This is a genomic window from Bacillus sp. SRI_025, assembly GCF_057592095.1.
Genome location: NZ_JBYEGB010000002.1, coordinates 183,115 through 201,973, shown reverse-complemented (window position 1 = coordinate 201,973; position 18,859 = coordinate 183,115). Strand labels below are relative to the sequence as shown.

Annotated in this window: 20 protein-coding genes and 2 other annotated features; of the genes, 3 read left to right on the top strand and 17 right to left on the bottom strand. The window is 42.3% G+C overall.

Annotation, left to right across the window (positions count from 1 at the left end):
- Positions 1-8: 8 nt before the first annotated feature.
- Together pheS and AC20OE_RS05845 are read right to left on the bottom strand one after the other, a co-directional pair.
- The gene (gene pheS / locus AC20OE_RS05850; RefSeq protein WP_047202641.1) at positions 9-1,043 is read right to left on the bottom strand and encodes a phenylalanine--tRNA ligase subunit alpha; all 1,035 of its coding nucleotides are present in this window, start codon (positions 1,041-1,043) and stop codon (positions 9-11) included.
- Between the two features lie 381 nt (positions 1,044-1,424).
- A complete protein-coding gene (locus AC20OE_RS05845) occupies positions 1,425-2,168 on the bottom strand; it encodes a TrmH family RNA methyltransferase (RefSeq protein ID WP_058838299.1) in 744 nt (247 codons plus the stop codon).
- Positions 2,169-2,281: 113 nt separating this feature from the next.
- Between AC20OE_RS05845 and sspI the strand changes: the two genes are divergently transcribed.
- Positions 2,282-2,503, top strand: a complete 222-nt coding sequence (gene sspI, locus AC20OE_RS05840) for a small acid-soluble spore protein SspI (protein ID WP_024425725.1) — start codon at positions 2,282-2,284, stop codon at positions 2,501-2,503.
- Positions 2,504-2,545: 42 nt separating this feature from the next.
- Here sspI and cstA read toward each other — a convergent pair whose 3' ends face one another.
- The gene (gene cstA, locus AC20OE_RS05835) at positions 2,546-4,342 is read right to left on the bottom strand and encodes a carbon starvation protein CstA (protein ID WP_039180524.1); all 1,797 of its coding nucleotides are present in this window, start codon (positions 4,340-4,342) and stop codon (positions 2,546-2,548) included.
- Between the two features lie 345 nt (positions 4,343-4,687).
- On the bottom strand, positions 4,688-5,776 hold the full coding sequence (locus AC20OE_RS05830; protein WP_039180527.1) for a M42 family metallopeptidase: 1,089 nt from the start codon (positions 5,774-5,776) through the stop codon (positions 4,688-4,690).
- A gap of 179 nt (positions 5,777-5,955) precedes the next feature.
- Here AC20OE_RS05830 and AC20OE_RS05825 point away from each other — a divergent pair, with 179 nt between their 5' ends.
- Positions 5,956-6,360 carry a hypothetical protein gene (locus AC20OE_RS05825; protein WP_024426127.1) on the top strand — a complete coding sequence of 135 codons (405 nt, stop codon included), beginning with the start codon at positions 5,956-5,958 and terminating at the stop codon, positions 6,358-6,360.
- A 17-nt stretch (positions 6,361-6,377) separates the two neighbouring features.
- On the opposite strand, the gene AC20OE_RS05820 is transcribed toward AC20OE_RS05825, so the two are convergent.
- The 8 genes from AC20OE_RS05820 to AC20OE_RS05785 all read right to left on the bottom strand — a co-directional run bounded on the left by AC20OE_RS05820 (position 6,378) and on the right by AC20OE_RS05785 (position 11,952).
- Positions 6,378-6,644, bottom strand: a complete 267-nt coding sequence (locus tag AC20OE_RS05820; protein ID WP_039180532.1) for a DUF1294 domain-containing protein — start codon at positions 6,642-6,644, stop codon at positions 6,378-6,380.
- 63 nt (positions 6,645-6,707) lie between these two features.
- The gene (rplT, locus tag AC20OE_RS05815) at positions 6,708-7,067 is read right to left on the bottom strand and encodes a 50S ribosomal protein L20 (RefSeq protein ID WP_007501659.1); all 360 of its coding nucleotides are present in this window, start codon (positions 7,065-7,067) and stop codon (positions 6,708-6,710) included.
- 31 nt (positions 7,068-7,098) lie between these two features.
- Entirely contained in the window at positions 7,099-7,299 is a 201-nt protein-coding gene (rpmI, locus tag AC20OE_RS05810) for a 50S ribosomal protein L35 (protein WP_003216324.1), read from the bottom strand.
- Between the two features lie 24 nt (positions 7,300-7,323).
- Positions 7,324-7,839, bottom strand: coding sequence for a translation initiation factor IF-3 (gene infC / locus AC20OE_RS05805; RefSeq protein ID WP_024425720.1), 516 nt, complete (start codon positions 7,837-7,839; stop codon positions 7,324-7,326).
- 71 nt (positions 7,840-7,910) lie between these two features.
- Positions 7,911-8,042: a sequence feature (ribosomal protein L20 leader region), on the bottom strand.
- A 128-nt stretch (positions 8,043-8,170) separates the two neighbouring features.
- On the bottom strand, positions 8,171-8,866 hold the full coding sequence (lrgB, locus tag AC20OE_RS05800; protein ID WP_372556010.1) for an antiholin-like protein LrgB: 696 nt from the start codon (positions 8,864-8,866) through the stop codon (positions 8,171-8,173).
- A 14-nt stretch (positions 8,867-8,880) separates the two neighbouring features.
- Complete coding sequence (gene lrgA, locus AC20OE_RS05795; RefSeq protein WP_024425718.1) at positions 8,881-9,324, bottom strand: antiholin-like murein hydrolase modulator LrgA; 444 nt, start codon at positions 9,322-9,324, stop codon at positions 8,881-8,883.
- Positions 9,325-9,460: 136 nt separating this feature from the next.
- Positions 9,461-10,198 (bottom strand): LytR/AlgR family response regulator transcription factor, encoded by a 738-nt coding sequence (locus AC20OE_RS05790; RefSeq protein ID WP_099663525.1) that lies wholly within the window; start codon positions 10,196-10,198, stop codon positions 9,461-9,463.
- Positions 10,195-11,952: a sensor histidine kinase gene (locus tag AC20OE_RS05785; RefSeq protein ID WP_099663526.1), complete on the bottom strand. Its 1,758-nt coding sequence runs from the start codon at positions 11,950-11,952 to the stop codon at positions 10,195-10,197. Before AC20OE_RS05785 ends, AC20OE_RS05790 begins: the two co-directional genes overlap by 4 nt.
- A 176-nt stretch (positions 11,953-12,128) precedes the next feature.
- On the opposite strand from AC20OE_RS05785, the gene AC20OE_RS05780 reads away from it, so the two are divergent.
- Positions 12,129-12,908 carry an HAD family hydrolase gene (locus AC20OE_RS05780; protein WP_039180540.1) on the top strand — a complete coding sequence of 260 codons (780 nt, stop codon included), beginning with the start codon at positions 12,129-12,131 and terminating at the stop codon, positions 12,906-12,908.
- 51 nt (positions 12,909-12,959) lie between these two features.
- On the opposite strand, the gene AC20OE_RS05775 is transcribed toward AC20OE_RS05780, so the two are convergent.
- From AC20OE_RS05775 to dnaI, 5 genes are all read right to left on the bottom strand, one after another.
- Positions 12,960-13,880 (bottom strand): methyl-accepting chemotaxis protein, encoded by a 921-nt coding sequence (locus AC20OE_RS05775; protein ID WP_099663527.1) that lies wholly within the window; start codon positions 13,878-13,880, stop codon positions 12,960-12,962.
- Positions 13,881-14,038: 158 nt separating this feature from the next.
- A complete protein-coding gene (thrS, locus tag AC20OE_RS05770) occupies positions 14,039-15,979 on the bottom strand; it encodes a threonine--tRNA ligase (RefSeq protein ID WP_058838294.1) in 1,941 nt (646 codons plus the stop codon).
- A 45-nt stretch (positions 15,980-16,024) separates the two neighbouring features.
- Positions 16,025-16,271: a binding site (T-box leader), on the bottom strand.
- A gap of 43 nt (positions 16,272-16,314) precedes the next feature.
- Positions 16,315-17,184: a putative sporulation protein YtxC gene (gene ytxC / locus AC20OE_RS05765; RefSeq protein ID WP_059374768.1), complete on the bottom strand. Its 870-nt coding sequence runs from the start codon at positions 17,182-17,184 to the stop codon at positions 16,315-16,317.
- A gap of 60 nt (positions 17,185-17,244) precedes the next feature.
- Complete coding sequence (locus AC20OE_RS05760) at positions 17,245-17,883, bottom strand: TVP38/TMEM64 family protein (protein WP_039183253.1); 639 nt, start codon at positions 17,881-17,883, stop codon at positions 17,245-17,247.
- A gap of 33 nt (positions 17,884-17,916) precedes the next feature.
- Positions 17,917-18,846, bottom strand: coding sequence for a primosomal protein DnaI (gene dnaI, locus AC20OE_RS05755; protein ID WP_024425710.1), 930 nt, complete (start codon positions 18,844-18,846; stop codon positions 17,917-17,919).
- Between the last annotated feature and the right edge of the window lie 13 nt (positions 18,847-18,859).

Genomic DNA, 18,859 nt, shown 5'->3' with positions numbered 1-18,859 from the left:
TCCTCCTCTTAGTCCTGCTTGAATTGCTTTGTGAATCTAATGTCATTTGTGTAGAAATGACGAATATCATCAATGCCGTATTTCAGCATCGCAATCCGTTCCACACCCATTCCAAAAGCAAAGCCTTGGTAAGTTTCTGGATCAAATCCGCTCATTTTCAGGACATTCGGATGAACCATTCCTGCACCTAAAATCTCGATCCAGCCTGTTCCTTTACATACAGAGCAGCCCTTCCCGCCGCATTTAAAGCAAGACACATCGACTTCAACAGACGGTTCTGTGAATGGGAAAAAGCTTGGACGCAGTCTAATTTCACGATCTTCTCCAAACATTTTTCTTGCGACTGTCTCCAGCGTTCCTTTTAGATCACTCATGCTAATATTGTGATCGACGACAAGCCCTTCAATTTGCATAAATTGATGTGAATGAGTCGCGTCATCACTGTCACGTCTATATACTTTCCCAGGACAGATGATCTTCACAGGACCTTGTCCTTTATATTTCTCAAGTGTACGTGCTTGCACTGGTGATGTTTGTGTTCTCATCAGTGTATCTTCCGTAATATAGAAGCTGTCCTGCATATCACGTGCTGGATGCTCCTTTGGAAGATTCAATGCTTCAAAGTTATAGTAATCCGTTTCCACTTCAGGACCTTCTTCAACGGTATAGCCCATTCCGATAAATAAATCTTCAATGTCTTCGACAACTATCGTTAATGGATGTCTTGCCCCTATTTTGATTGGACTTGCCGGCAAAGTAACATCGATCGTTTGAGAAGCAAGTTTTTTCTTTACTTCTTCTGCTTCCAGCTGTTCATTTTTTTCAGCAATGGCACCAGCAATCTGCTCTCTTACTTCGTTTGCGAGTGCACCCATTTTTGGTCTTTCTTCCGCGGAGAGCTTGCCCATTCCGCGAAGTACTTCTGTAATCGGTCCTTTTTTCCCTAAATATTGAACCCGAATGTCATTGACCTCTTTGAGCGAGCTAGCTGCTTCAACCTTCGCTATCGCCTCTGTTTCAAGCTGTTTTAACGTTTCTTGCATGAGTGTAATCCTCCTTTTGATATACAAAACCGCTCGGATAAACGGCTGTTTGATCGTTTGAAGACAATAAAAAAACCCGTCCCTCCATAAAAGAAGGGACGAGTTGTGGTCGCGGTACCACCCTTGTTAAGCACAAATGCATGTGCGAATAAGCTTCATTGACATAACGGAATCAAACGAATCCGGTTCACCTTTACGCAAAGCAACGCCTGCGGTCCCGGTGACAACTCCAGAGGTGAATTCCTGTTTCAGCATTCCTTAAATGCACTTTCAGTCTACGATGCATTCTCCCTATAAGGCCGCTTCTTGAAACAATCTTCCTCTATCATGGTTTTTAAAATATTAGTTTTATTATAGTGAAAATGAACGCATGTTGCAACATTATCCACGCAAATGATAGACAAGAACAGCTGCTGCAACAGCTACATTTAATGATTCTGCCTGCCCATACATTGGTACATATAAATTTTGGTCTGTCATTTGCAGAATCTCTGGATCAATACCAGCTCCTTCATTTCCAACAATTAATGCAAATGGGCCTTCTGCCGTTACGCTTTTATACTCTTTCGCATCTTTTAAGGCACTGCCGTATACAGGTAAGCCTCGTTCTTTCAGTTTCATGATTGCCTGTTGAAGGGATTGCTTTAAGATAGGCAGGTGGAAATGAGACCCTTGTGCGGAACGGAGCGTTTTTCCGTTAAACGCATCAACTGTTCCTTCTCCTAAGATCACAGCATCAAGACCAGCGGCATCTGCTGTTCGAATGAGTGTGCCTAAATTCCCCGGATCCTGCACTGCGTCTAATAAAAGAAGCCGTTCAACCTTCTTTTCTTCAAAAACAGGAACTGTACAGACAGCGGCAATGTGCTGAGGCGTTTCTGTTTCTGTCATGGCAGAAAAGGCCTCTTCGCTCAGTTCATAAAGCTCAATGTCAGGCTGGATATGAGGAGGAAGCCTATCGGGCGAAGTGACCATTAATTCCTTCACGATCCCGCTCTTTAATGCTTCTTCGACTAAGTGTATTCCCTCAACGAGAAACAGCCCCGTTTTCGTTCTTTCTTTTTTCGTATGGAGCTTTTTCCACTGTTTAATGTTTGTGTTTTTAGCTGATTCTATATATTTCAAGCGACGTTAACTCCTTTAATTATCATGAATTTATTATATCTCATGCACACTACATAATAAACCTGTCTTTGAGACAGAATAGGGCTATTACCATCAAAAAAGGAGTGTGGGCAATGGATTTTAATTTAAGAGGCGCAGTCATTCAAAACATTACTGGCCATAATCAAGAACAGCTTGAACATACGATTTTAGATGCTATTCAAAGCGGCGAGGAAAAAATGCTGCCAGGTCTTGGCGTGTTGTTTGAGGTGCTATGGCAAGAAGCATCAGAAAACGAAAAAAATGAGATCCTTGAAACACTAGAGCAAGGCTTAAAGCCTCAGCAGCAGCAATAAAAGAAGCCGGTTTGCTTATAAAAGCAAGCCGGCCTTTTTCATTTAGCCGGTGATAGGCGTTTCCATTCGAAGCGCTGGATCACGCCAGATTTCAACCCATTTTTTAATCGCAAACACAATAATCACAAACCCTAAGATCAGCATGATGATCGAAAGCACCGCATTCAGCACACTATAGCCGGATGCTTCAGGATTGAGATATACATTCGCTACCATCCAATAGCCTGCATAATTTACCGTCACATATAAGTAAGCAAGCGGAATTAAACAAGTCAGCATATAACGTCTTTTATCTGCAATTTTTAATACAACCGTTGCCCCGATGATCAACCCAACCGAAGCCATTAACTGGTTTGAAACCCCAAACAGCGCCCAAATAGACCCGATGTCACCTGAGTAAAGTAAGTATCCCCACATAAAACAAGCAAGAGCACTTGCAAACACCGAACCTGGTACCCAGTCAGTTCGTTTAAGCGGTTTATATGCTTCACCTAAGAAGTCTTGAATCAAATAGCGTGCCACACGTGTCCCCGCATCAATAGCCGTTAAAATAAAAACAGCCTCAAACATAATGACAAACTGGAAGAAGTAAGAAGCCAAATGACTAAAGAACGGAATTCCCGTAAAGATATACGCCATCCCTACCGCTAATGTTACGGCACCACCCGTTCTTCCTTCTAAATCAAGGCCGATTTCCTTACTCAGCTGCGGAAGGTTTTCAACGCTCATACCGAGTGTCCGGAACACTTCTGGCGTACTGTTTATCGCAAAATAATCTCCTGGATGCAGGGCCGTAGCCGCAATTAAAGCCATAATCCCAACTAAGCATTCGACCAGCATTGCACCAAACGCAACAGGCTTCATATCACTCCAGCGGTCCAGCATCTTAGGTGTTGTCCCTGAACCAACAAATGCGTGGAAACCAGAAATGGCACCGCAAGCAATGGTAATCGAAATAAATGGCCAGACAGGACCAGCTAATACAGGTCCTCCTCCGTTCACAAACTCTGTAAACGCCGGGAATTGAATGGACGGATTCACCACAAAGATGCCGGCAATCAGCGCAATGAATACACCAATTTTCATAAAACTACTTAAATAGTCCCTCGGTGCAAGCAGCAGCCAAACTGGCAGAGCCGCAGCAAAAAAGGCATAGATCGGCAGGGCAAGAGCAAGCGTTTTTGTATCAAGTGTTAAAAAATCACCTAGTGCCGTTCCTTGAATATTTGGACCAAGGAATACACCAAACATCAGCAAAATAAATCCCGCAGATGTCGCCAGCTTTAAATTGCCTGTTTTTTTATAATACAGTCCAACCCCCATCGCAATCGGAATCGTGATTCCAACTGCAAATGTCCCCCAAGGGTTTCGTTCTAAAGCATGAAGCACAACCATAGACAAACCTGCCATTGTGATTGTAATAATAAACAGCATCGCAAGCCCTGTACAAAACCCTGCAACAGGCCCCAGCTCTTCCTTCGCTACCTCTGATAATGATTTCCCCTTTTTACGCATCGACGCAAATAAGACGACTAGATCATGTACAGCTCCGCCTATGACTGCACCAATTAAAAGCCAAAGGAGACCAGGTAAATACCCAAATTGAGCGGCTAAAATCGGACCCACTAACGGACCAGCAGCTGCAATCGCAGCAAAGTGATGCCCAAATGTGACCCATTTATTTGTCGGCACATAATCTTTCCCGTCCTCTAGTAGGTGAGCCGGTGTAGGATGATCATCTGTCACCTTTAATACCTTGACCATCATAAATGTGCCATAAAGACGATAGGCAATCGCTAAAATACACATAGATCCTATTACAATTGTAACCGCATTCATTTAACCATCCCCTTTGTATAAACAATTTGTTACAAATATAACATAAATTGATTGATTTTTCTTTCTTTTAAAACCAAGTTGACAAATAAGAATAATATGTTTATTCTTAAGGTAGCTTCACCTACTTCCATAAACTCTCTTTTGGCAGGGCATTCTATGGCTCTGTCCTTTTTATTGCTTTCATCTTACAAAAATAAACGCTTGATCACATGTGCCTTATTCACTAGGAAATATTCTCTTCTTTTGCCAAAAACAGTTCTTTTGGCGCATCTTAAAAAACACCGTTCATTTCCTGGGAAATTCAATAAAAAAAGCCTTTCCCCTGCTGAGGAAAGGCTTCCTTACTTATGAACCGTACGTAATTTGTTCGACAGTTTTTTGATCAAGTCTTTTGATCACTTCTGTTAAAAGCTTCACTGCATTTTCATAATCATCTCGGTGAATCATTGCAGCATGGGTATGAATATATCTGCTCGGAATCCCGATAGATAGTGATGGAACACCATGACCCGTTAAATGAATACCGCCAGCATCTGTCCCGCCGCCAGGCATTGAGTCATATTGATAAGGAATGTTCAGCTCATCCGCTGTTTGGACAACAAAATCACGAAGTCCTTTATGAGAGACCATTGAAGCATCGAATACAACAATCGTTGGGCCTTTGCCAAGTTTGCTTGTTGCTTCTTTCTCAGTGATGCCTGGTGTATCTCCTGCCACACCTACATCAATGGCAAATCCAATATCAGGCTGAATTGTAGCCGCTGCTGTTTTAGCTCCGCGCAGGCCTACTTCCTCTTGGACAGTTGCGACGCTGTAAGCAATATTCTCATGCTGAGCGTTGTGTAAGTTTTTCATGACATCAATTGCCGCGGCACATCCAATGCGGTTGTCCCACGCTTTTGCAAGGAGCATTTTTTCATCATTCATGACTGTAAACTCAAAGTAAGGAACGATTTGATCTCCAGGCAGCACACCCCACTCCATTGCCTGTTCTTTGCTTGAGGCCCCAATATCAATAAACATATCCGTAATCTCAATTGACTTTTTGCGAGCTTCAGGTGACAAGACGTGTGGTGGTTTAGAACCAATGACCCCTGTAATCTCTCCCTTTTTCGTTACAATGGTGACACGCTGAGCGAGCATGACCTGTGACCACCAGCCGCCGACTGTTTGAAAACGAATGTAGCCTTTGTCATCAATTTTTGTCACCATGAATCCTACTTCATCTAAGTGACCTGCGAGCATAATTTTAGGCCCGTTTGCGTTTCCTTCCTTTTTAGCGATCAAGCTGCCAAGGCGGTCTGTAGAGACTTCATCTGCATATGATTCTATGTATGTCTGCATGACTTTTTTGACATCACGTTCGTTTCCTGGGATCCCTTTTGCATCCGTTAGGTCTTTCAGCATAGTTAATGTTTGATCCAGCTTTGTCATTCCATTTATCCTCCTTTATCTTCATGGTGCATTCTTATTATACAAAACCTCTTTCGTTCAATACGATCTTTTTATGAATATTTTTTCGTTTTACGAAATATTTTTTTAAAAAAAGTTGAAACCTTTTGGCGTTTTCATTCGTAGTACATCAGATAACGGTATTGGAGGTGCATCCTGTCATGTTTGTAATCCTCATGAGACTAGCTCTTGTTGCACTGCTTGTCTACATCTTCTACATGGCGGTAAAATTCTTCTCAAATCCGAGAAGAAAGCTGAAACAAGCACAATTAAAAGAAGGCTTTTATTTTATGGACGAACAGCAAAATGCGCGCAAAAACTTTAATTTCGTCTATAAAGGTGTCTTGTTTGAAGGGGAGAAGCATGTTCCTTCTAAGGATCATCCTCTGTTTGTCCACTCCATTTACGTTTGGACGGAGTCACCTGAGAAGCTGAGTGAATTTACATTAGAAGACTTTGAAAAACTAGAGGAAAACATTATCGAGCGTTATCCTCAAACCAAAATTGATTGGGATCAGCCCATTAAAAAAATCAAACAAAAAAAAGGAGCAGACACGCCGTCCTGATGGCGTCTGCTCCTTTTTCAAGTAACTTGGATATATCCCAATAGAATCAACTGCAAAATCATTAATACAGGCATGCCGATTTGAAAGGCAGGATGCTTTGTTTTATGCCGGAAATACTGCATCCCCAGATACGATCCAGCGGCGCCAAAAAGCACCGCAGCACTCCATAAATGCGCCTCTGAAATTCTCCATTTATGTGCTTTGGCTCGGCGTTTGTCCTCACCCATGAGAAAAAAGCCGTAGCCATTCACTAAAATAAGCAGCAGGATCAAAGCCATATTCATTCATTTCACCTCACATGATGAGAAAAAAAGATCACCCCTCGAAGGAATGATCTTTTATAAAACTTACTTGTCTAGTTGTGCTTTTGCAGCATCAGCAAGCTGATTGAATGCATTTAGGTCATTCACAGCAAGGTCAGCAAGCATTTTGCGGTTTACTTCGATACCAGAAAGCTTTAAGCCATGCATTAAACGGCTGTAAGAAAGACCGTTCATACGAGCTGCAGCGTTGATACGAGTGATCCATAGTTTACGGAAGTCACGTTTTTTCTGACGACGGTCACGGAAAGCGTAGTTTCCAGATTTCATCACCTGTTGGTTTGCTACTTTGTATAATCTATGTTTTGAACCGAAATAACCTTTTGCTAATTTAAGAACCTTTTTACGACGCTGACGCGACACAGTTCCGCCTTTTACTCTTGGCATTGTAATTCCCTCCTATGATTCCTATTCCAAATTACTTGATGTTTGCAAGTTGTTGTTTGATACGTTTGAAATCTCCAGCACTTACGATTGCGCTCTTACGCAATTTACGTTTTTGCTTTGTAGATTTGTTAGCGAACAAGTGACTTGTATACGCATGAGAACGTTTAAGTTTACCAGAACCTGTTTTTTTGAAACGTTTAGCAGATCCGCGGTGAGTTTTCATTTTTGGCATTGGATGTTTCCTCCCTCTGTTACTTTACTTTTCGACTTTTGGTGCAAGCATGAGGAACATGCTGCGTCCGTCCATCTTAGGTTTTGTTTCTACTGTTGCTACTTCAGCGCAAGCTTCAGAGAAACGGTCTAACACGCGCTGTCCGATTTCTTTATGCGTAATCGCACGGCCTTTAAAGCGGATAGAAGCTTTCACTTTATCTCCCTTTTCAAGGAATTTGATTGCATTACGGAGCTTCGTGTTAAAATCATGTTCATCGATTGTCGGGCTCAACCGAACTTCTTTTAAGCTAATGATTTTTTGATTCTTACGTGCCTCTTTTTCCTTCTTCTGCTGTTCGAATCGGAACTTACCATAGTCCATGATTCGGCAAACAGGTGGTTTTGCATTTGCAGCAACTAACACAAGGTCAAGATTAGCTTTAGCAGCAATTTCCAGAGCTTCCTGGCGGGTTTTAATCCCAAGCTGATCGCCATTTTGTCCGATCAAACGAACTTCACGCGCACGAATACCTTCATTAACTAATTGATCTTTGCTAATAGTGAGCCACCTCCATGAGATTTTGAATTGAGTTCACAATTCATTTTGACCATTTCGTTGTATGTTTTACAGGCAAACAAAAAGTGTGGGCATATAAAACACCCACACTGCGAACATTTGCATGAAAAAATAAATGTACGGTCAACCTGTCAACTACAAACATGTGTCAATCAGGTGAGAAGCGGGTGCTTCTGCTTGTGATATCTATTCAATTCGTTAACTATTCTACACAATTTTCATTTGTCCGTCAAGTAACCGAACTCTTGAAACAACTTTTTCAGTGTAACATGATGAGACGAATTGGGCAAGACTTTTTCACACAATGACGCCATCAAAGAATCAAATGCATAAAGATTGGGATGACGATAACGGTCACAACTCCTACGACCACAACGGCGATACTTGCCATAGCTGCTTCTACTTCTCCCATCTCAATTCCAACAGAAACCCCAAGCGCATGGCCTGATGTACCAAGTGCAAGACCTTTTGCCACTGGGTTTTTAATGCGGAACAATTTTAAGAAGAAGGCACCTAGTGCATAGACAATGACGGCATTAAATATGACCGCAAAGGCTGTGATATCTGCAATTCCGCCAATATCCTTTGCAATCGGGAGAGCAATCGCTGTTGTCGCTGCTTGTGGAAGCATGCTTTTCATCACAGCCGCATCTAAATGAATTCCTTTTGCGACGAGATATACGATCGTAATGGAACAAAGTGAACCTACAAAAATAGCGGATAAAATTTGCCACCAATATTTTTTAAGCAAGGCTCTTTGCTTATAAAGCGGGATAGCGAAAGCAATCGTGGCAGGCTCTAAGAAAAATTTGATAATCTTGCCGCCCTCATTATAATCTGCGTAGGAAAAACCGCCAACTTTCAAAAATAAAATGCCCAGTACCATCGCCACAAACAGCGGGGTAAACAAGAAGAAACCTTTTGATTTTTTAAATAAGAATGTCCCTATTCCAAAAGCGACTAATGAGACGACAATGCCAAAATAAGGACTCATTGTACTTGTACCCATTTTGCATCTCTCCTTTAATGCGTACTTGAAGCTGGTTTATTTGAATGAGAAGGAGCAGATTTACTCTCCTTTGTCTCTTTACGTTTCTGTGGTCTTTCTGATAATTGCATGAGAAGCTGTGAAAACAGCCCTGTCGCTGCAAGTAGCATAATGGTTGCAATGATAATGACACCGACTACTTGCACACCTACTTCTTGCATGACACCTAGTGATTGAATAACTGAGATCCCAGAGGGAACAAATAGAAAGCTAATAAGTCCTGTCAATGATGTACCTAATTGCTCCACCTGCTCCAGTTTGACAATTTTTGTTGTTAACAAAACAAATAATAGAACCAAACCAATAACGGATGCGGGCATCGGAATCGGTAAATACATTGAAATGAGATTAGAAACGAACATTACGGTTGCAAAAATAAATGCTTGAGATAGAAATCCATATACTTTCGTGGCACTCATGCCCCTTCACCTCTTTCTTCGACTGCCCTCAGTATACGGCATGAAATAAATGAATAAAGCGTTTACAATAAAACTCACCAGATTCAATGACTGAAATGCAAAAAACGAGTATTGAAATACAAACAAAAAAGCCCTCCTACTCTAGCAGGAGTGACTTCTTTAATTCTTTGGCATATGTGCGGCTGACAGGAATGATGGACCCGTCTGTCATATGCAGATTGTACGTCGAATTAAACCACGGCTGTACTTCTTTCATATGAGAGGTATTCACGATATAGCTGCGATGGACCCTCATAAAGTAAGCCTCAGGAAGTTTCTTTTCAATGACCACCAGCGGTTCTGTGACCTCATACATGTGATCCTTTGTTTTCACAACCTTTTTCCCCTCGCTGAGTCCTACATACATGATCTCTTCAACTTGCAGGATCACAATTGAGTCATCAACTGAGATCGCTAATTTTTGCTGTTGGGGTATTTTATCATCTAACAGCTGGTGCTCTTGCGTTTCAACAGATTTCCATTTTTTAAACTTTTGAATGGTCTGGAGCAAACGCTCTTCATCGAATGGTTTTGTTAAGTAATCAAGCGCACTTACCTCAAACGCCTTCAGCGCATATTGATCAAAGGCTGTCGCAAATACAACCGCTGGCGGATCAGACATCCGGTTGAGCCTTTTGGCAATATCAAATCCATTCTCACCAGATAAATCAATGTCTAAAAAGAGCAGATCCGGCTTCTGATCGACCATCCGATCAAAAGCAGATTCTATATTTTCTGCTTCCTCTATTTGAACTTCCTCTTTCGTTCTTCGTAATAAGTATTTTAATTCATCTCTTGCTAACACTTCATCATCTACAATTAATACCTTTATCAACGAGAATCATCCTTTTTTACATAATCCATTGGAATGCGAAATGAGATGTCAGTGCCTTGGTCACTATGAATCGATAAAGCAGCTTGTCTACCAAAAATCCCTCTTAACCGCTGATCTAAATTAAAAAGGGCTGTCCCTGTTCCTTCTAGTGATTCGACAGGCGCTTTTAATAGTTGAGCCATCTTATCATCTTCAATTCCCTGCCCATTATCTGTTACTTTCATATAAACATGCCCATCTTTCATCAAAGCGGATACGATGACTTCACAATTTGTTTGATGTTTAGGAAAAGCATGTCTCACAGCGTTTTCAACAAGCACCTGAAGCACAAAGGGCGGAATCATCACCTGCTCCAGCTCCTTTTCAATTTGAAAGGTCACATGGTACTTATTTGGAAATCTCGCTTGTTCAAGTGACAAATATGCCTCCACATGCTGAATCTCTTTATGCATCGGAATCAGCAGCTGGCGGGCACCTTGCATATTTGAGCGAAAATAAATACTTAGCTGCAGCAGCAGCTTCCTTGCCATCTCCACATTGGTTCTGCATAAAACAGAGATGGTATTAATGGCGTTAAATAAAAAGTGCGGGTTCACTTGTGCTTGAAGGGCTTTGATCTCTGCATCTTTTAGCAGGCGGCTTTGGGTTTCCGCCTCCCCAAGCTCAAGCTGTGTGGAAAACAGCATCGCCAAACCTTCTGCAAGCTCCTCTTCCACCCTGCTTAATCCGACCGGAGAATTGAAATACATTTTTAACGTCCCGATCGTTTGACCGTTAGAAGTGAGCGGCAGCACGATTGCGGCTTCAAGAGGGCAATGGGCGACGGAACAATTGATTTCGCCCTTCGAATGTGCCTTCATAATCTTGCCGCTCATCAAGACTTGTTTCGACAGCCCCGTAATCAGGCTTTTAGATGGAATATGATGATCTGTTCCATCTCCGACATGCGCTAAAATCTTTTCTGTATCTGTTAAGGAGACCGCATCTGTTTCAGTCAACCGATGAATGATCTCCGCCACACTTTTACAAGACTGTTCATTTAAACCTTGGCGGAAAAAAGGCAGTGTTTGATCGGCGATCAAAAATACACGATGCGTCTGCATCGCCTTTGCCTGCTCTTCTTGCCGAATGACTGACTGTAAAATAGATAAAAAGATAAAGCTGCCGATTCCATTCACAAAAATCATCGGCAGGGCAATGATACTGACTAGCCCCCATGCATCGGCGAATGGTCTTGCAAACAGAAGGATAATGATCATCTGTAATGATTCCATCGCCACACCAAAAAGGGCTGCTTGGCGAGGTGTCACCATTCGATTCCTCCGCTTAAACCTGCTGCCGACATAACCTGCAATGACACCGGCTAAAATGGAAGAAATCGCACAGCTGAGCGCGGTGCTTCCTCCAAGGGAATAGCGATGAATTCCAGCTAAAAGCCCTGCGCCAATCCCTACAAACGGCCCCCCGATCAAACCGCCCATTTCGATCCCCATAATTCTCGTATTGGCGATAGAGCTTGACGAGCCGAGATGATAAGAAAACTCATGGTTCATGACAATTTGCTGCTGAATTTCAATTCCTGTGTAATTGCTGATAATGCTAAAAGAAGCAAAAATGAAGACAAGGATTGCCTTTTTCCGAAATCCTTGATTATGTAGCAATAGATTGCGAAAGCCCTTCACATGAGCAAGCACAAATCCTAGAATAACGATGATCCCTACACGCTCGATCATCATGATAATTAAATGAAGCAAACCGGCCACCTCAATTGATGTATGTCTTCTCTACTGTCTTTCTATTCTATCATGTGCGGTCAATGATCAAAGATCTCTCAAATCTTTTCTTTATTGGCCTCTTCTTCTATTGTAAAATGAACATGAGCCTGTCACTTGCAATTGAAGGTAACACATACATAACAAGGGAGAAGATCATGAAAGCCGTATTTTTCGATTTAGATGATACTTTACTTTGGGACGAAAAAAGCATTCACACAACTTTTCAGGAAACTTGCCGGGAAGCGGAAAAGAAATATGGACTCGATCCAGAATCATTTGAACAGATTGTACGTGAAGAAGCAAGAAAGCTGTACTCTTCCTATGAAACATATGATTATACTGTCATGATCGGCATTAATCCTTTCGAAGGACTGTGGTCCAATTTTAGTGAACCGATTAGCGAAGGCTTTCAAAAGCTGAACGCCATTGCACCAGAATATCGCAAAAACGCTTGGACCAATGGCTTAAGGGCAGCGGGAATTGACGATGAGGCATTTGGACAATATTTGGCTGATTTCTTTGCAGCAGAGCGTAGGAAACGCCCATATGTCTATGAAGAAACATACCCTGTTTTAAACCGCCTGAAAGGCAGCTACGAATTGCTCCTTTTAACAAACGGAGATCCTAGCCTTCAAAAGGAAAAACTTGCGGGTGTTCCTGAGCTTGCTCCTTATTTTAACGAGATTGTGATTTCAGGGGATTATGGGAAAGGCAAGCCTGATCCAGGTATCTTTGAGCACTGCCTTCAGCTGTTAAACTTAACAAAAGACGAAGTGATCATGGTTGGAGATAATCCAAAAACAGATATTCTCGGCGCATCTCGCGTAGGCATCCAAACCGTTTGGATCAATCGCCATGACAAGAAAAATGAAACAGATGTGACGCCTGATTATGAAATCAAAGACTTACATGAATTGTTTGATATATTAAAATAAAACAAAAAACACCCTTCTCCTGACGAGATTGGGTGTTTTTTATTCACAGAGCTAAATGATTGCTGCTAGACTTTGCGCTTGCCGGTCTAAGCCGCGTGCTGCTTCTCCTACAATGATGAATTCTTCGCTTGCCAGCTTTACAAGATCCCGGTTTGTAAACACGGTTGTCTTTGCCCGGCTTGTTCCGCTGCTGACCTTCTCTACTTCTGCATGGATCGCCTTCACATATTGATCGACCTTGACGATCGCTTCTTTTGAATTTGTCGCAAGCTTTCGAATTTCTGCTGCCACTACACTAAAGCCATTTCCATAGGAACCCGCATGTGCCGCTTCTATTGCCGCATTTAAGGCGAGCAGCTGGGTTTGCGAGGATATGCTGTTAATGGTTGCAGCAATGGAGCTGATGGACTCTACCTGCTCCGTTAATCCTTTTAGCAAGCTCATATTTTGATCGGTTTCGTTTGCTATATGATTAAAGGAGGCATTGACACTTTGACTATGCTGAATGCCAACTTCTGCTCGTTCCATTAATTTCGCAGACATCTCCTTTAAGTCTTCTACAACCTGTTTCATCGAGAGTTCTCTCTCCGTAATATCTGTCGCCACTTTCACAACACCCACTACAGTTCCTTCTTCATCTCGAACAGGTGAATATGTCGCTTCAAGCCATAAGCTGCTGCCGTTTTTTGTGAACCGCTGCACTTTTTCCTGAAAGACTTGACCTTCTCTCAAACGCTTCCAAAACATGTGATAGCTTGTGTGTTCTGTAATATGTGGAGGACAAAACTGTCTATGTTTAAGACCGATCATCTCTTCTTTAGAATATCCCATGGCTTTTGCAAAAATATCGTTCACCCATAGAACTTCACCTGTCACATTAAATTCAATCATTGCCAGCGAGTGCTCTAATGCACGGAGAACAGCTGATTGCTCCAATACTTGTGACGATAAAGTGTTTGTTGTTTGCTTCATCGATTTCATTCCCCCAATTTGTCTCAAACCAATAGTACATACTTACCCTTACTTTTGTACTATCTAAACGTCTCTTTTTAGGAATTGGATCACTATTGGAGAAAGTTTTCCAAAAAGAAAAAAGCCAGTGATCTTAAAAAGAATCACTGGCTGCTTCATTATTTTTTCGCTTCTGCTACTGCATGTTTCACAAAGGCTTCAAGATCCATTGTTTCTGAATCTTGTTCCCCGTATTTTCTAACATTGACAGCGCCATTTTCTGCTTCTTGATCTCCGACAACAAGCATGTACGGAATCTTTTGCATTTGCGCTTCTCTAATTTTGTATCCGATCTTTTCATCACGGCTGTCAAGTTCTACACGAAGGCCTTCAAGCTGTAAACGTTCTTGCACTTTTTTCGCATAGTCTAAATGAACAGACGGTGAAACCGGGATGACTTGGAATTGTACAGGTGCCAGCCATGTTGGCAGCGCTCCTTTGTATTCTTCAATTAAGAAGGCAACGAAGCGTTCCATTGTAGAAACAACGCCTCTATGAATGACGACTGGACGATGGTGCTTTCCATCTTCTCCGATATATGTGAGATCGAAGCGTTCTGGAAGTAAGAAATCAAGCTGTACAGTGGATAATGTCTCTTCTTTTCCAAGAGCTGTCTTCACTTGTACATCAAGCTTCGGACCATAAAATGCTGCTTCGCCTTCTGCTTCATAATAATCGTGGCCAAGCTCGTCCATTGCATCCTTCAGCATCGATTGTGCTTTATTCCACATCGCATCGTCATCGAAATACTTCTCAGTATCTTCTGGATCACGGTAAGATAAGCGGAATGTGTAGTCATTCAAGCCAAAGTCTTGATACACTTCTTCAATTAAGCGAACTGTACGGATGAACTCGTCTTTGATTTGATCTGGACGAACAAAGATGTGTGCATCGTTTAATGTCATACCGCGGACACGCTGAAGGCCAGATAAAGCACCTGACATTTCATAGCGGTGCATTGTACCAAGCTCTGCAATACGAATTGGCAATTCGCGATAGCTGTGCGGCTCGTTTTTGTAAATCATCATATGGTGCGGACAGTTCATCGGACGAAGAACAAGATCTTCGTTGTCCATTTCCATCACGGGGAACATGTCTTCTTGATAATGCGCCCAGTGTCCTGATGTTTTATACAACTCAACATTCGCAAGAACTGGTGTGTACACATGCTCATAGCCAAGACGCACTTCTTTATCGACAATGTAACGCTCGATGACGCGGCGGATCGTTGCGCCTTTTGGCAGCCAAAGCGGAAGTCCTTGACCAACCTTTTGGGAATTTGCAAACAGCTTCAGCTCTTTTCCAAGCTTACGGTGATCGCGTTCTTTCGCTTCTTCAAGCAGACGTAAATGCTCATTTAAATCTTCTTTGCTGAAGAAAGCTGTTCCGTAAATACGCTGAAGCATTTGGTTGTTACTGTCACCTCTCCAGTATGCACCTGCAAGGCTTAACAGTTTAAACTCTTTGATTTTCCCTGTAGACGGCAAGTGAATCCCGCGGCAGAGGTCAAAGAATTCACCCTGCTCATAAATCGTCACAGCTTCACCTTCTGGAATCGCCTCTAACAGCTCAAGCTTCAACTCATCACCAATCGCTTCAAAGCGCTTTTTCGCTTCTTCTCTTGATACTTCAATTCGCTCAATTGGCAGATTGCTGTTAATGATTTTCTTCATTTCTTTTTCAATCTTTGGCAAGTCTTCAGGTGTGATGGCTACATCGATGTCCACATCATAGTAGAAGCCATTTTCGATGACAGGACCTACGCCAAACTGAACGTGATGTCCTTTTCCATACAGGCGTTTGATCGCCTGCGCTAGCAAATGGGCTGTGCTGTGGCGCATAATGTCGAGTGCTTCTTCACTTTTATCTGTGATGATCTCGATTGTTCCACTTTCTAATAGCGGCGTACGCAGATCTATTTCTTTACCGTTCAATTTACCGGCAAGTGCTTTTTTCTTTAGGCCCGGGCTAATTGATGCCGCGATGTCTTCTGTTGTCGCTGTTTTGTCAAACTCCTTGACTGCTCCATCTGGAAATGTAAGTTGAATTTGTTCTGACATCTCTGGTCACTCCTTTTTTTGGCAATATAAAAACCCCGCCCCCTGGAAAGGGACGAGGTTGAATAAACGGAATCGTGGTTCCACCCTTTTTCCCGTACTTGCAGCTTGCTTTTCATAAGCAAATACGGCTTGCGGTTCGATAACGGGAATTCCCGTCAGCCATTACTAAAAAGTTCACAGCTGATGTTCAAAGGTGGTAAAGCAAATGGTCCTCTGCTAGGAAGCTTTCAGCCGCGGCTTCCCTCTCTTTAAGCGGGTGTTCATTTGTTCATGTCCTTATCAATACGGTCTCTGTATGAAGTTACACCGTATTATAAAACGTTTTTTCGTGAAAATCAAGAAAGCTTTTCACTTTTCTTGTCGAAATGGTCATGTACAAATTGAACATTGTGCTCTTGGAATGAATGAGACGGGAACACCTCGACCCTTTCTTGAAAAATATTTTGAATCGTTTGCACCATCGAGTGACCTGTATCATTTGTAAATAGGTCAATTTTTTGCGGTGCAATAGAGACAAGCGGTGCAATCAGCTGCGAATCAATATACATTGGATGCTCTCTTACAAACTGTCTGTCTATGTATTGTTTTTGATCACGCTCAGAAGCGTAGCGAAATTCCCAAATCACCAGGCGGTCCTGATGCACAACATGTACTTTTTCGAGCCTAGGCTCTCTTGCCATCACATAGTCTCGAAGCGATTGAATGAAGTTTTGATACTCTTGCTCCATTTTGTATTCTTCAATGGACACTTCAACATAGTTCTTCAGCCTTCGATCATATTCTGACAGTCTAAAGGTCATAAATGAACCAATTGAAAAAACACCTTGCTGTAAAGAAATTGCCTCAAGCTCCTTTTTTAAAAGGGCTTCTCTTGACGGGTCTTGCTGAATGCCGGGAATATCATCTAAGTCCCCGTTCATGATACTGTGAGCGATGGAAAGAATTTGGTGCTGCTCTTCGGGATCTTTAAACAAATAAGTGTTTTCAAGGATGCTGCGCATGCGCTCATTTTCTTTACATTCCAAAAAAAAGTGAACCAATAATGGCCGCACAATGTGCTCAAGTGCTTCTTCTGATTCCTTCGCCTCTATGAGAAGCCGGTCTTTCCCTTGTTGAATTGACATGTGATGCCGACTGTCCAAGTGTTCAGCAAGATGTAAAAAAGCGGCGGTATCATATTCATCTTCAAAGATTATTTCAAGCATGTTTGTCCCCCCTAACGACATCTGTTACATATATATGGGGGAAACATAAAAAATAGACGCCTAAAATAAATCAGGCATCTTTCTTTTTAAAATGAGTGGAACGGAGATAAAGATCAAATAAATCAAACAAACAACCACTAAGGCGGCATAATTGCCGCTGACAAAGCTTGAGCCGAGAACATTTAACGCAATTGTACCCGGTATTAAGCCTAAAAAGGTGGCTGCCACAAATGCACGATAATTTGCACGTGAAGCGGCTGCCGCATAGCTGACAAAATCAAAATGAATCGGTGCAATACGCAATAACAAAATATAAAGAAATCCATGCTCCTGAATGCGGGACGTCACCGCTTTCAGCTTCCGGCTGTTTGATTCCGTTTCCTTCTTTTTCGCACGAAAGGTTGACGCAATCATGAAGGAGCCTGTTGCCCCGGCTGTCGCCCCAATGAGGGCATAAATCGTCCCAAGGACACTGCCGAATGCCAAACCTGCTGCCAGCGAAAAGACTGTAATCGGGACGAGAACAAACGGGCGAAAAAGAGATAAGAAAAGAAAAACAAAGGGAGCCAGGATCCCAAATTGAAGCACCCAATTCTTCACATCTTTCGGCGCGAGCTGAAGATGCTGTTTATTCAGCCACCACAACGCAGCAGCAAGAATGCCAATCACAAGAAAAAGCAGCCATTTTCTTTTGTTCATTTCATTTGCTCCTCCTTCAGGTGACATACGTTTTTATAAATGACGGCGATTTTCTCCTTCGAGCAAGACCGGCTCTGCTAAATAGAGAATCCGTTCCATTAAACGAGCGGCTTTGACCTCTTCTTTTTCCCCGCGCTGTGAGTACGTAAAGTGATGCTTCAGCTCATTTGGTGAGAAATTAGAAGAGAAAAACGTCGGCAGCTGCTCTGCCATACGGTATTGTAAGATCGTACCGAGCAGCTCATCCCGCACCCAGCTTGTCATCGATTCTGCTCCAATATCATCAAGCATTAAAATCGGGGTGGATTTAACCATATTCAGCTTTTCTTCTAGCGTATGATCAGCTAACGAATTTTTTAACTCTCTCACAAATTCAGGCACGTAAACAAGGAGAGATGGGTATTCTTTCTCCGCTAGCTGCTGCGCAATGGCTGCCAGAATATACGTTTTTCCTACTCCAAATTTTCCGTGTAAATACAAGCCTTTTCCTTTTCCAGTCTCATCATAGCTTTGGAGGAATTGACCTACTTTTTGGATGACCTCTTGTCTTCCCACAACGTTCAGATCAGCGAACGTCGCTTGAAGGACATTTTGCGGAATATACATGCTTTTCATCAGCTCTTGCTGTTTTTTCTGTCTATCGAGCCGCAGCTTGACTGGACAAGGGGAATATTCAATATCAATACTCTGACCTTTGATTACAAGCTTCGGGTGATACCCATCTAAAATGGCATTGACGTTTTCGTCATCTAAGCAGTAAGAGCAACCCTTCGACTGCTGCACATATTCAAAGAGCCGGTTCAAGCTGCGATTGATCATGTCTTCATGTATTTCTTCTTGATGCTTCTGTAAAAAGGCCTTCACATCTTCATCAGATAACACACTTTCTTTAATCTGATTGTATCTCACGCGAAAATCTACTCGTCCTTTTAGCTGTTCAAATGAACGACCGATCGGTTTCATCCCATCTCACCTC

What these genes read in the sequence shown, in the direction of transcription:
- pheS (WP_047202641.1), bottom strand. Translation starts at nt 1,043, where the DNA reads ATGCAAGAAACGTTAAAACAGCTTGAAACAGAGGCGATAGCGAAGGTT.
- rplT (WP_007501659.1), bottom strand. Translation starts at nt 7,067, where the DNA reads ATGCCAAGAGTAAAAGGCGGAACTGTGTCGCGTCAGCGTCGTAAAAAG.
- AC20OE_RS05830 (WP_039180527.1), bottom strand. Translation starts at nt 5,776, where the DNA reads ATGACAAAGCTGGATCAAACATTAACTATGCTGAAAGACCTAACGGAT.
- AC20OE_RS05760 (WP_039183253.1), bottom strand. Translation starts at nt 17,883, where the DNA reads ATGAACAAAAGAAAATGGCTGCTTTTTCTTGTGATTGGCATTCTTGCT.
- AC20OE_RS05775 (WP_099663527.1), bottom strand. Translation starts at nt 13,880, where the DNA reads ATGAAGCAAACAACAAACACTTTATCGTCACAAGTATTGGAGCAATCA.
- AC20OE_RS05820 (WP_039180532.1), bottom strand. Translation starts at nt 6,644, where the DNA reads ATGAATATGGCTTTGATCCTGCTGCTTATTTTAGTGAATGGCTACGGC.
- dnaI (WP_024425710.1), bottom strand. Translation starts at nt 18,846, where the DNA reads ATGAAACCGATCGGTCGTTCATTTGAACAGCTAAAAGGACGAGTAGAT.
- AC20OE_RS05780 (WP_039180540.1), top strand. Translation starts at nt 12,129, where the DNA reads ATGAAAGCCGTATTTTTCGATTTAGATGATACTTTACTTTGGGACGAA.
- cstA (WP_039180524.1), bottom strand. Translation starts at nt 4,342, where the DNA reads ATGAATGCGGTTACAATTGTAATAGGATCTATGTGTATTTTAGCGATT.
- rpmI (WP_003216324.1), bottom strand. Translation starts at nt 7,299, where the DNA reads ATGCCAAAAATGAAAACTCACCGCGGATCTGCTAAACGTTTCAAAAAA.
- lrgB (WP_372556010.1), bottom strand. Translation starts at nt 8,866, where the DNA reads ATGGGTACAAGTACAATGAGTCCTTATTTTGGCATTGTCGTCTCATTA.
- sspI (WP_024425725.1), top strand. Translation starts at nt 2,282, where the DNA reads ATGGATTTTAATTTAAGAGGCGCAGTCATTCAAAACATTACTGGCCAT.
- lrgA (WP_024425718.1), bottom strand. Translation starts at nt 9,324, where the DNA reads ATGAGTGCCACGAAAGTATATGGATTTCTATCTCAAGCATTTATTTTT.
- AC20OE_RS05825 (WP_024426127.1), top strand. Translation starts at nt 5,956, where the DNA reads ATGTTTGTAATCCTCATGAGACTAGCTCTTGTTGCACTGCTTGTCTAC.
- ytxC (WP_059374768.1), bottom strand. Translation starts at nt 17,184, where the DNA reads ATGCTTGAAATAATCTTTGAAGATGAATATGATACCGCCGCTTTTTTA.
- thrS (WP_058838294.1), bottom strand. Translation starts at nt 15,979, where the DNA reads ATGTCAGAACAAATTCAACTTACATTTCCAGATGGAGCAGTCAAGGAG.